General features: G+C 37.1%; 13 protein-coding genes. 5 read left to right on the plus strand and 8 right to left on the minus strand.

Annotation, left to right across the window (positions count from 1 at the left end; translation table 11 throughout):
- Window positions 1-70: 70 nt before the first annotated feature.
- The gene (locus ACIQ7L_RS22430; RefSeq protein WP_097895009.1) at window positions 71-199 is read right to left on the minus strand and encodes a GapA-binding peptide SR1P; all 129 of its coding nucleotides are present in this window, start codon (window positions 197-199) and stop codon (window positions 71-73) included.
- Between the two features lie 198 nt (window positions 200-397).
- The gene (locus tag ACIQ7L_RS22435) at window positions 398-694 is read right to left on the minus strand and encodes a DUF3055 domain-containing protein (RefSeq protein ID WP_097895008.1); all 297 of its coding nucleotides are present in this window, start codon (window positions 692-694) and stop codon (window positions 398-400) included.
- Window positions 695-826: 132 nt separating this feature from the next.
- On the opposite strand from ACIQ7L_RS22435, the gene ACIQ7L_RS22440 reads away from it, so the two are divergent.
- Window positions 827-1,219, plus strand: coding sequence for a DUF1885 family protein (locus tag ACIQ7L_RS22440; protein WP_097895007.1), 393 nt, complete (start codon window positions 827-829; stop codon window positions 1,217-1,219).
- 3 nt (window positions 1,220-1,222) lie between these two features.
- Here ACIQ7L_RS22440 and ACIQ7L_RS22445 read toward each other — a convergent pair whose 3' ends face one another.
- The 5 genes from ACIQ7L_RS22445 to pdhA all read right to left on the minus strand — a co-directional run bounded on the left by ACIQ7L_RS22445 (window position 1,223) and on the right by pdhA (window position 6,609).
- The gene (locus ACIQ7L_RS22445; protein WP_400571769.1) at window positions 1,223-1,450 is read right to left on the minus strand and encodes a hypothetical protein; all 228 of its coding nucleotides are present in this window, start codon (window positions 1,448-1,450) and stop codon (window positions 1,223-1,225) included.
- Between the two features lie 264 nt (window positions 1,451-1,714).
- Entirely contained in the window at window positions 1,715-3,127 is a 1,413-nt protein-coding gene (gene lpdA, locus ACIQ7L_RS22450; protein ID WP_400571771.1) for a dihydrolipoyl dehydrogenase, read from the minus strand.
- Between the two features lie 6 nt (window positions 3,128-3,133).
- Window positions 3,134-4,420 carry a dihydrolipoamide acetyltransferase family protein gene (locus ACIQ7L_RS22455; RefSeq protein ID WP_400571773.1) on the minus strand — a complete coding sequence of 429 codons (1,287 nt, stop codon included), beginning with the start codon at window positions 4,418-4,420 and terminating at the stop codon, window positions 3,134-3,136.
- A gap of 92 nt (window positions 4,421-4,512) precedes the next feature.
- Complete coding sequence (gene pdhB / locus ACIQ7L_RS22460; protein ID WP_097895003.1) at window positions 4,513-5,490, minus strand: pyruvate dehydrogenase complex E1 component subunit beta; 978 nt, start codon at window positions 5,488-5,490, stop codon at window positions 4,513-4,515.
- 3 nt (window positions 5,491-5,493) lie between these two features.
- The gene (gene pdhA / locus ACIQ7L_RS22465; protein ID WP_400571775.1) at window positions 5,494-6,609 is read right to left on the minus strand and encodes a pyruvate dehydrogenase E1 component subunit alpha; all 1,116 of its coding nucleotides are present in this window, start codon (window positions 6,607-6,609) and stop codon (window positions 5,494-5,496) included.
- 512 nt (window positions 6,610-7,121) lie between these two features.
- Between pdhA and ACIQ7L_RS22470 the strand changes: the two genes are divergently transcribed.
- Window positions 7,122-7,277 carry a YjcZ family sporulation protein gene (locus tag ACIQ7L_RS22470; RefSeq protein ID WP_097895001.1) on the plus strand — a complete coding sequence of 52 codons (156 nt, stop codon included), beginning with the start codon at window positions 7,122-7,124 and terminating at the stop codon, window positions 7,275-7,277.
- Between the two features lie 212 nt (window positions 7,278-7,489).
- Window positions 7,490-8,044: a peptide deformylase gene (def, locus tag ACIQ7L_RS22475; RefSeq protein ID WP_097895000.1), complete on the plus strand. Its 555-nt coding sequence runs from the start codon at window positions 7,490-7,492 to the stop codon at window positions 8,042-8,044.
- A gap of 80 nt (window positions 8,045-8,124) precedes the next feature.
- On the opposite strand, the gene ACIQ7L_RS22480 is transcribed toward def, so the two are convergent.
- Window positions 8,125-8,898, minus strand: coding sequence for a Cof-type HAD-IIB family hydrolase (locus ACIQ7L_RS22480; protein ID WP_400571778.1), 774 nt, complete (start codon window positions 8,896-8,898; stop codon window positions 8,125-8,127).
- A gap of 579 nt (window positions 8,899-9,477) precedes the next feature.
- On the opposite strand from ACIQ7L_RS22480, the gene ACIQ7L_RS22485 reads away from it, so the two are divergent.
- Window positions 9,478-9,690 (plus strand): DNA-dependent RNA polymerase subunit epsilon, encoded by a 213-nt coding sequence (locus ACIQ7L_RS22485; protein WP_400571780.1) that lies wholly within the window; start codon window positions 9,478-9,480, stop codon window positions 9,688-9,690.
- 3 nt (window positions 9,691-9,693) lie between these two features.
- Complete coding sequence (rnjA, locus tag ACIQ7L_RS22490) at window positions 9,694-11,361, plus strand: ribonuclease J1 (RefSeq protein WP_400571782.1); 1,668 nt, start codon at window positions 9,694-9,696, stop codon at window positions 11,359-11,361.
- Window positions 11,362-11,429 lie beyond the last annotated feature (68 nt).

Genomic DNA, 11,429 nt, shown 5'->3' on the forward strand with positions numbered 1-11,429 from the left:
TGTTCCCATTTTTTATTTCCTCCTAAGTTTATGGTCCTAAAAACTTTTTTAGTTGCAAGATTCCTATATATTACTGGGCCGTTGTATGCTCCTTGTGATCACATCCGCAAGATCCACATTTCCCGTAAAGTACTGTTACTTTCTCATCCTCGAAGTGTGCAATTGTACTTTCACAATCTTGACATACGATTGTTCCCATTTTTCATTTCCCCCTAAGTTTATAATCCCAAAAACTTTTTTGTAACCGCTTAACTTTCTATCTTTATTTTAATATGTTATACTTTTTACGTCAATAGGTTTTTGAGTATAGCACATTTATTTTTTAAAATTTATATTAGTATGAGATAATAACACAAAAAAACAGCCATATCATATAAGTACGACTGTTTCTTCTTATTTATTCTTCATACTCCGCATGTAAGGAAGTATGTGGAACAAGAAATTTAAAAAATTGTGCTAAATCATCAGCCTCTTCCTCTGATCCTAGTTTGAAAACTTCTTGTAAATGTTGAACATTTTCTACATCATCTGGTCCAAGGAGAGTCGCTCGTCCTGTTTGCATACAAACCACAAGAGGCTTCCCAAAAAACATATTTGTATAGATGACTCCAAAATCATAGCGATTTTCATGTGTCATAAACCCTAAAAAACGTACCTGCACACTTTCATGTTCATCATACAATTTTTCAAACATTTACTTCCTCCTTTCTAAATAATACTCTCTACTCATATATATTAAACAAAAAAAGATAGATCCCTTTAATTGTCAAAAAATTTATAACAGTGTTAAAATAACAACATACATGAAGTCAGGAGGAAACCTTTTATGCAACATGCATTTATTAAACTTGTACCTAAATCTAAGCAGCAATCTGTCTCAGTGGAAGATGTAAAGCAGCTTTTTCAGTATTACAAAAAAATCACCTCTCAAACTGGCATCCAAGTTAGTTATGCATATGCAAACTTTGCTTTTCCTTACGAGATACTCAATACATCAGACACGACGCTGGAACTGAAATCTAGTCATGATCGATATTCTTCTATTTATGTAGGGATTGGAACAGAAAACGAGCAAACTTTTATTCAACTTTCTTTACCTTCTACTGCAACGTTTGGTGATAAAGGAAAAGCAAATGAGTTCTGCCGTTTTTTAGCGAAAAAATTAGAGGGGGAATTACAATTATTTAATGGAAGAACAATGTATTTTTATAAACGTTAACTTTTATAAAAGAAAAGATATCATTAAAAATAGCATACTATTCGCACAAGTAAGAAACAGAGCCTGCTTTCTTACACTGAGAATAATATAAGCAATTACATATGCTAAATAAAGGAATACGAAAAAGAGCATCACTTTATAATGGAACTTATCACCGTTCGATAATAATAACACAATAGAAAACCCACTCCATAAAAGGAAATGATAAAATATAACATGTATGATTTTCATGGAACCGTCTCCTTTGACATGCCCTATTTTATTATAATATATGGGATTGAAATCCAATCAATGACATAATACGAAAAGATGTACTTCTCTTTCAAAGGTGAGTCTAGTGCATTGCTACTCAAGTTACGTACATTCATTATATATTCATTCGACAAACACACATAATGACCTTGCTAACCATACTAAGGCTTTAAAAGAATGATTCATGAAATAAAAAAGAACCCGTCTCTTAAAAATAAGAGACGGGTTCTTTTTTATTTCATATTATTTTACAATGTGAATTGGCATTCCAAGAGCAACTTCTGCTGCTTCCATTGTGATTTCACCTAATGTTGGGTGAGCATGGATTGTTTGAGCGATATCTTCCGCTGTCATTCCAGCTTCGATAGCTAAACCAATCTCAGAGATAATGTCAGAAGCGCCTGCACCTGCAACTTGTGCACCTACAAGAAGACCATCTTCTTTACGTGTTACAAGTTGTACGAAACCGTCTGTGCTATTTAATGATAATGCACGACCGTTTGCAGCGAATGGGAATTTAGAAACTGCTACTGTCATTCCAGCTTCTTCAGCTTGTTTCTTAGTGTAACCAACAGATGCTAATTCTGGATCAGTGAAGCATACTGCTGGAATTCCGATGTAATCGATTGCTGATGCATGTCCACTAATTGCTTCAACAGCTACTTTACCTTCGTAAGAAGCTTTGTGAGCTAATGGTGGTCCAGGAACGATATCACCGATTGCATAGATGTTTGATACGTTTGTACGACATTGTTCATCGATTTCGATTATACCGCGGTCAGTCATTTTAATTCCAACTTGTTCAAGACCGATTTCTTGAGTATTTGGACGACGACCTACAGTTACTAATACGTAATCTGCTTCTACAGTTTGTACTTCGCCTTTAACTTCGAAGCTAACTTTTACGCCGTTTTCAGTTTCTTCAACGCCTTTAGCCATAGCTTTTGTATGGATTGTTACGTTACCTTTTTTCTGAAGGGCACGTTTAACAACTTGGCTCATTGCTTTTTCAAAACCAGCTAAGATTTCATCGCCAGCTTCTAATACAGTAACTTCAGTACCGAAGTTTGCATATGCAGTACCTAATTCCATACCGATGTAACCGCCGCCGATTACAACAAGCTTTTTCGGAATTTCAGGTAAGCTTAAAGCACCAGTTGAGTTAAGAACACGTTTAGAGTATTTGAATCCAGGAATTTCGATTGGTGTAGAACCAGTTGCAAGAACAGCATTTTTAAACGTATACGTTTGAGCTGCATCTTCAGTCATTACGCGTAATGTGTTTGCATCAACGAAGTAAGCTTCACCACGAATGATTTCAACTTTGTTACCTTTTAGAAGGCCTTCTACACCGCCAGTTAATTTCTTAACTACGCCGTTTTTCCATTCTTGAACTTTTGTGAAGTCAACTGTTACGTTTTCTGCAGTAATACCCATGTCATCAGAATGTTTTGCATTCTCATAACGATGACCTGCATTAATTAATGCTTTAGAAGGAATACATCCAACGTTTAAGCATACACCACCAAGATTAGCTTTTTCAATAATAGCTACTTTTTGTCCTAATTGTGCTGCACGAATTGCTGCAACATATCCACCAGGACCTGCACCAACAACGACTGTATCTAATTCAATTGGGAAATCTCCTACTACCATTGTTTATTACGCCTCCATTACTAATAATTGTGGGTCGTTTAATAGACGTTTAATTTGGTTTAATGCTTTCTGAGCAGTTGCGCCGTCAATTAAGCGATGGTCAAAGCTTAAAGATAATGCTAATACTGGAGCTGCAACGATTTCACCGTTTTTCACAACTGGTTTCTCAGCAATACGGCCGATACCTAGGATTGCTACTTCTGGGTGGTTAATAACTGGAGTGAACCATTGTCCACCTGCAGAACCAATGTTTGTAATTGTGCAAGAAGCACCTTTCATTTCAGCTGGAGCTAAGCGACCGTCACGTGCTTTACCAGCAAGTTCATTGATCTCGTTAGAGATTGTGAAGATAGATTTGCGATCTGTATCTTTAACAACTGGTACTAATAGACCTTTGTCTGTATCAGCTGCGATACCGATGTTGAAGTAATGTTTATGAACGATTTCTGAAGATGCATCATCTAAAGAAGTGTTCAACATTGGGTATTCACGTAATGCAGATGTTAACGCTTTTACAACGTATGGAAGGTAAGTTAATTTAATACCTTTGTCAGCTGCAACAGCTTTGAACTTTTTACGGTGAGCAACAAGTTCTGTTACATCTATTTCGTCCATTAATGTTACGTGAGGAGCTGTGTGTTTAGAGTTAACCATTGCTTTCGCAATTGCTTTACGGATACCGCTCATTTTCTCACGAGTTTCTGGGTATTCACCAGCTGGAATTGGTTGTGCTTTTGGTGCTTCTTCTTTTGCTGCTGGAGCTTCTGCCGCTACTGGAGCTTCAGTTGCTGCTACTGCTGCTTGTCCACCATTTGCAAATGCATCGATGTCAGCTTTTGCAATGCGACCATTTTTACCAGTACCAGCTACTAGACGAATGTCTACACCTTTTTCACGTGCATATTTACGAACAGATGGCATAGCAATTACGCGCTCATTAACTACTTCTTCAGTTGCTGCTGGAGTAGCTGCCGCTGCTGGAGCTTCTTCTTTTACTTCCTCAGCTTTTGGAGCTTCGTCATGATCGTCACCTTTAAATTTAAGGTTTTCATATCCAGGAGCGTCAAATTTAACAAGAACATCTCCTACTACTGCTACTGTACCTTCTTCTACAAGAATGTCAAGTACTTTTCCTTTAACTGGAGAAGGAATTTCTACAACTGCTTTATCATTTTGTACTTCAAGAAGTACATCGTCTTCGTTTACTTCATCGCCTGGTTTAATAAACCATTTTACGATTTCACCTTCGTGGATACCTTCACCGATATCTGGTAGTTTAAATTCAAATGCCACGGAATTCAGCCCCCTGATTTATATCATTATTATGGAATAAGTGCAAAAGAAATCAGCATGTGCTGATTTCTTTTGCACATGAAAAACTAAAATTAGAAGTTCATTACTTTGTTAACAGCTTCAACAATATCTTTATGGTTTGGTAACCATACGCTCTCAGCTTGAGAGAATGGGAATACTGTATCAGCAGCTGCAACACGTACAACTGGAGCTTCTAAGTTTAAGATTGCACGGTCGTTAATTTCCGCTACAACGTTTGCTGCAATACCAGCTTGTTTTTGAGCTTCTTGAACAACAACTACGCGGCCTGTTTTTTCAACAGAAGCGATGATTGTTTCGATATCTAATGGTTGAACTGTACGTAAGTCAACAACCTCTAAAGAGATACCTTCTTTTTCAAGTTCTTCAGCAGCTTTTAATGCAGCGTGTACCATCGCACCATATGCGATAACAGATACATCTGTACCTTCGCGTTTAACATCAGCTTTTCCTAGGTCAACTGTGTATTCGCCTTCTGGTACTTCTTGACGGAATGAACGGTACAATTTCATATGCTCTAAGTAGATAACTGGATCGTTGTCACGAATCGCAGAAATTAAAAGGCCTTTTGCATCGTATGGAGTAGATGGAATAACAACTTTTAGACCAGGTTGTTGTGCAACTAATCCTTCTAAGCTATCAGCGTGTAATTCTGGAGTATGAACGCCACCACCAAATGGAGAACGAACTGTAATTGGAGCAGTCCAACGTCCACCAGAACGGTAACGTAAACGAGCCATTTGACCAGAAATTGAATCCATTACTTCGTAAACGAAACCGAAGAATTGAATTTCTGGAACTGGACGGAAGCCTTCAAGTGCAAGTCCAACTGCAAGTCCACCGATACCAGACTCTGCAAGTGGAGTATCCATTACACGGTCTTCACCAAATTCAGCTTGCAAGCCTTCAGTAGCACGGAATACACCACCGTTTACACCAACGTCTTCACCAAATACAAGTACGTTAGGGTCATTTTTCATTTCAACGCGTAAAGCATCAGTGATTGCTTGAATCATTGTCATTTGAGCCATGGCTTACTTCGACTCCTTTTCTTTGTAAATTTCATATTGTTCAGCTAAGTTGTAAGGCATTTCTTCGTACATGATTTCCATTAAATCAGTTACTTTTTGTTTTGGAGCTTGGTCAGCCTTAGCAATTGCTTCTTTAATGTCTTCTTTAGCTTGTTCGATTACTTTTTCTTCTTCTTCTTGAGACCAAATGCCTTTGTTCTCTAAGAATGCACGGAAACGTACGATTGGATCTTTTTGTTCCCACTCATTTTCGATATCTTTTGTACGGTAACGAGTTGGGTCATCACCAGCCATTGTATGTGGACCATAACGGAATGTTAAAGTCTCAATTAAAGTAGGGCCTTCACCATTTACTGCGCGCTCACGAGCAAAAGCAGTTGCTGCATATACAGCTAATGGGTCCATACCGTCTACTTGAATTCCGTAAATACCTGCTGCAACTGCTTTTTGTGCTACAGTTTTTGCTGCAGATTGTTTTTCTACTGGAGTAGAGATTGCGTAACGGTTGTTTTGAACAACGAAGATTGCTGGAGCTTTGAATGCACCTGCAAAGTTCATACCTTCGTAGAAGTCACCTTGTGAAGCACCACCGTCACCAGTGTAAGTAATTGCAACAGATTTTTTACCACGTAATTTCATACCTAACGCAACACCAGCAGTTTGGATGATTTGTGCACCGATAATGATTTGTGGAGCAAGTGCATTTACATCTGCAGGCATTTGGTTACCCATGAAGTGTCCACGAGAGAATAAGAATGCTTGGTATAATGGTAAACCATGCCATACTAATTGTGGAACATCACGATATCCTGGTAAGATGAAGTCTTCTTTTTCAAGAGCAAAATGACTTGCTAATTGAGAAGCCTCTTGTCCAGCTGTTGGTGCGTAGAAACCTAAGCGTCCTTGACGGTTTAAAGAAATAGAACGTTGATCTAGTACGCGAGTATACACCATACGATGCATTAATTCTTTTAATTGATCATCAGTTAATTCAGGCATTGCTGCTTCATTTACAACTTCGCCTTTTTCATTTAAAATTTGTAATGTTTCAAATTGAGCTGCGATAGCTTTCATTTGCTCATCAACATTAAATAGGGTCTTTTTTGTTTTAGTACCCATTCCGTTCACCTCTTCCTCTCTTGAACCATATTCTGAAACGCTTTCACTAGCAATTGGCTAGTCCGAAAACGCAACCATGTAAACCAACAAGCTCACCTGTCGGTTGAGAATAATTTTGTGTACCTAACAATCTGTACTAATGTTTTTTATGAAACATATTAATACAATCTTGATCACGTTTTTTAGTTTACAACTATTCTAATCACGATGTCAATTACTTTGGTTACGTTTTTTTATGAAGAACATTAAGTTTTCCACGATACCTACGTGTTTTTATTTTTACATCTGTATTAGTAGGCAATAACCTACTGTTATATTATTCCCTATTTAACCTACTTTTGATCATAGAATAATATGTAAACGATTTAATTCTCCTTAGTTTTTCTCTCTTTGTAATAAAAATATGCAAGCTCTTCTTCCGTTTCTAGATAAATGCCCATACATTCTTACCTACCCCTCCATACATTATAGTAACCGCAATATTAGCGGGAACTGATAAAGGAGGTCATCTCATGTACGGATACACATATTGTTATCCAACTTGCTCATATCCTTCCTATGGCTATGGCGGTTCTTGTGGCGGCGGATGCGGATCTGGCCGCGGCTTTGCCTTAATCGTTGTGTTGTTTATCCTTTTAATTATCGTTGGTGCAGCTTGCATTCGTTAATGTAAAACAAAACAACTATGGAATGGAAAGGAACAGGCGGCTTTGCCGTCTTTTCTTTTTATCACAAGAACATTTATCACTAAAGCATGCTATTCAAAATATTCTTTTCTAAAGTTTCTTCTGTAAACTATATGTATATAGAATCTCCATGTACTTTACCATGACTTTTTTCATCTCCTTTGGTAGACTAAAGGAGAAAGGAGAGATTACATATGCTTACAATGAATGATGTAATTCGCGAAGGAAGCCCCGTTCTAAGAGCAGTAGCAGAAGAAGTACCACTGCCAGCGAATGAAGAAGATACGCGTATATTACGAGAAATGATTGAATTTGTGATTAATAGTCAAAACCCTGAAATGGTTGAAAAATATAAATTACGTCCCGGAATTGGATTAGCAGCTCCACAAATTGGTGTTTCAAAAAGAATGATCGCTGTTCATGTTACAGACACCAATGAAACATTATATAGCTACGCTCTATTCAATCCAAAAATCATTAGCCATTCTGTTGAACGTACATACTTACCAGCTGGTGAAGGTTGCTTATCCGTAGATCGTGAAGTGCCTGGCTATGTTCCTCGCTATACAAGAATTACAGTTACAGCAACTACTATTGATGGTGAAAAAGTGAAATTACGTTTAAAAGGATTACCAGCGATTGTATTCCAACATGAAATTGATCATTTAAACGGTGTAATGTTCTATGATCACATTAACCAAGAAAATCCTTTTGCAGCTCCTGAGGATGCAAAACCTCTAGAACGATAAAAAAGCAGAAGCCACAGCTTCTGCTTTTTTGACTACTATCTATTTCACTTCTTTATGGAATGGTTTCCATAATCTCTTACTTAAAGTAATCCAGCCCACTGCAACCCATGACGGATACCATCTTCACTAACATCTTTCGTCACATAATTTGCAAGCTTTTTCAATTCCTCATGACCATTCCCCATCACAATACCTGTTCCTACCGCTTCAATCATTTCTAAATCATTTAACCCATCTCCAAAAGCATAAACCTGTTCACGTTTGAATCCTAATTTCTCAATAAATTTTTCAATTCCTTTTGCTTTTGAACCGCCATTTGGGATAATGTCCATCGAATATGCATGCCAACGGATAAAGTGGAAATCTGGGTAATCATGAAGAAACTTTTCTTCTTCACCTGCTTGGCAAAAAAGAAGTGTTTGATAAATATCACGATTTTCATAAAAACTCGGTTCATATACTGGATGTTCAAATTGTAAACTACCAAAGCTTTCTTTTACATAGTCATGATATTCTATTGTTGCTTTCATATCCTCATGATCCAAATAAACTAGAGGATATCCTTCCTGTTTTGCAAACGACGTAAAAGTACGTAGCGTCTCTGGATGCAATGGATTTTTAAATATAACCTCGTCTTCAAATACTACATATTGTCCATTAAAACTTACATAGTTATGGATATTAAGTTCATTACGAATGTCTTCAAACATGAACGGAGCACGTCCTGTTGCAATTGCTACATGTACTCCTTTTTCTTGCAAAGTACGTACGGCTTCCCTTGTAGATTGCGGGATTTTTTTATCATGATCTAGCAATGTTCCATCAATATCAAAAAAGACAATTTTATCATTCATTTACCAAAACCCTTTCTACCCCTTCTATGTTCCTACTCTGATTATTACTTTTCAAATTCTAAAAAAAAGTATAACATATTAAACATCTGTGAAGAAAGCGTTCCCTTCCTAACCTTATTTACAAAAAGTGCATATACTATCAAAAGGGTACTAATATTTGTTCGAATGAATTTTCTTTTCTAATCTTTCCCATACTATATCCATAACTAGCGGCTACTGTTCGTTAATACGGGATAACCTATACGGAGAACGGAAACTCATTCAATCATTAAAACAGCAATCCACTCACTCCCATTCTATCATCGTTAAGAATTATAGAAGGAAAGAGTTCTGACTCATAAGCATGAAATGCCTATGCACGTTTAAAATAAGGAAAGGAAGGAGTAATCATGCTGAAGAAGCTGAAGAAAAAGCTAAAACGCTATTTAAATGATTTAGTCCGTAAAAAGACAATTGCTTAAATGGTGCCCATTTCGGGCTTTTTCTTCATTCCCATTCGAAAAAACATGAAAATCATCACTGTTTGCTTTATAATAGGTAACAGATAATGCAAAACATAGACAAGGAGAGGTTTTCCCAATGATTTTTAAAGTATTTTATCAAGAAAAAATGACTGAGGTTCCAGTACGTGAAAATACAAAAGTTTTATATTTAGAGGCTGAATCTGAAAAAGATGTTCGTACAAAGTTAAAAAAGTTCGCATATAATATTGAGTTTGTTCAGTCTGTTACTGGCGCTCATCTTGAATACGAAAAGCAAAATGCTGATTTAACACTAACGGAGATCGTATAATTTATGAAATTCCTAAAAAATGATCAGGTTGCCGTTTTTGCTCTTGGTGGACTTGGTGAAATCGGCAAAAATACATATGCTGTTCAATTTCAAGATGAAATTATTATAATTGATGCTGGAATTAAGTTTCCAGAAGACGAACTTCTCGGAATCGATTACGTGATTCCTGATTACACTTATTTTGTACGAAACGAAGATAAAATTAAAGGGCTATTTATCACACATGGTCACGAAGATCATATCGGTGGGATCCCTTACTTATTACGCCAAGTGAACATCCCAATTTACGGTGGGAAATTAGCAATCGCCTTAATTAAAAACAAATTAGAAGAGCACGGATTACTTCGTAAAGCAAAACTTTACGAAATTCAAGAAGATGATGTTATTAAATTCAAAAAGACATCTGTTTCCTTCTTCCGTACGACGCACAGTATTCCAGATTCCTATGGAGTCGTTGTGAAAACACCGCAAGGACAAATTGTTCATACGGGAGACTTTAAATTTGATTTCACACCAGTTGGTGAACCTGCAGATTTAACAAAAATGGCCGAAATCGGTAAAGATGGTGTACTTTGTCTCTTATCCGATAGTACAAACAGCGAAGTCCCTAACTTTACAATGTCTGAAAGACGCGTTGGTGATAGCATTCAAGATATTTTCCGCAAAGTGGAAGGACGTATTATCTTCGCAACCTTTGCGTCAAATATTCATCGTTTACAGCAAGTTGTCGAAGCTGCTGTTGAAAACAATCGTAAAGTAGCTGTTTTTGGCCGAAGCATGGAAGCAGCAATTGAGATTGGTCAAAATCTTGGTTATATTCGCTGTCCAAAAGATACGTTTGTAGAATCATCTCAATTAAATCGACTACCAGCTAATCAAGTTGTTATCTTATGTACAGGTAGTCAAGGAGAACCAATGGCAGCACTTTCTCGTATTGCTAATGGTACACACCGTCAAATTCAAATCATTCCTGGCGATACAGTTGTTTTCTCTTCTTCACCAATTCCAGGAAATACTGTTAGTGTGAGCCGCACAATCAATATGTTATATCGTGCTGGCGCTGATGTAATTCATGGGAAACTTTCAAATATTCATACGAGTGGACACGGTGGACAAGAAGAACAAAAACTAATGCTACGTCTAATTAAACCTAAATATTTCATGCCAATCCATGGTGAGTATCGCATGCAACGTATGCATATGAATTTAGCAAACGATTGTGGTATTCCAGAAGAAAATTGCTTCATTATGGATAATGGTGATGTTCTTGCCCTACGTTCAGATGAAGCGAACGTTGCTGGAAAAATCCCATCCGGCTCTGTTTATATCGATGGAAACGGCATTGGGGATATCGGTAACATTGTATTACGTGACCGTCGCATTCTTTCTGAAGAAGGACTTGTTATCGTAGTTGTAAGCATCGATATGAAAGAATTTAAAGTTGCAGCAGGACCTGATATCATCTCTCGTGGATTCGTTTATATGCGCGAGAGCAGCGATTTAATCAACGATGCACAAACATTAATTACAACACATTTAGAAAAGGTGATGGAGCGCAAAACAACACAATGGTCTGAAATTAAAAATGAGATTACAGATACATTAGCACCATTCCTATACGAAAAAACAAAACGTCGTCCAATGATTTTACCAATCATTATGGAGATATAAGAAAGACAATGCTACCGAGTATGCAGTTCTTTTTTATGAAGAAACACTATAAATAGCATAGTAATAAA

The organism is Bacillus sp. NPDC094106, from assembly GCF_044764345.1.
In the GTDB taxonomy this organism is placed as follows: domain Bacteria; phylum Bacillota; class Bacilli; order Bacillales; family Bacillaceae_G; genus Bacillus_A.

Bases quoted from the DNA above. Each gene is read 5' to 3' on its own strand.
- pdhB (WP_097895003.1), bottom strand. From the start codon at position 5,490: ATGGCTCAAATGACAATGATTCAAGCAATCACTGATGCTTTACGCGTT.
- ACIQ7L_RS22445 (WP_400571769.1), bottom strand. From the start codon at position 1,450: ATGAAAATCATACATGTTATATTTTATCATTTCCTTTTATGGAGTGGG.
- ACIQ7L_RS22470 (WP_097895001.1), top strand. From the start codon at position 7,122: ATGTACGGATACACATATTGTTATCCAACTTGCTCATATCCTTCCTAT.
- ACIQ7L_RS22430 (WP_097895009.1), bottom strand. From the start codon at position 199: ATGGGAACAATCGTATGTCAAGATTGTGAAAGTACAATTGCACACTTC.
- ACIQ7L_RS22440 (WP_097895007.1), top strand. From the start codon at position 827: ATGCAACATGCATTTATTAAACTTGTACCTAAATCTAAGCAGCAATCT.
- ACIQ7L_RS22435 (WP_097895008.1), bottom strand. From the start codon at position 694: ATGTTTGAAAAATTGTATGATGAACATGAAAGTGTGCAGGTACGTTTT.
- def (WP_097895000.1), top strand. From the start codon at position 7,490: ATGCTTACAATGAATGATGTAATTCGCGAAGGAAGCCCCGTTCTAAGA.
- ACIQ7L_RS22485 (WP_400571780.1), top strand. From the start codon at position 9,478: ATGATTTTTAAAGTATTTTATCAAGAAAAAATGACTGAGGTTCCAGTA.
- rnjA (WP_400571782.1), top strand. From the start codon at position 9,694: ATGAAATTCCTAAAAAATGATCAGGTTGCCGTTTTTGCTCTTGGTGGA.
- pdhA (WP_400571775.1), bottom strand. From the start codon at position 6,609: ATGGGTACTAAAACAAAAAAGACCCTATTTAATGTTGATGAGCAAATG.
- lpdA (WP_400571771.1), bottom strand. From the start codon at position 3,127: ATGGTAGTAGGAGATTTCCCAATTGAATTAGATACAGTCGTTGTTGGT.
- ACIQ7L_RS22480 (WP_400571778.1), bottom strand. From the start codon at position 8,898: ATGAATGATAAAATTGTCTTTTTTGATATTGATGGAACATTGCTAGAT.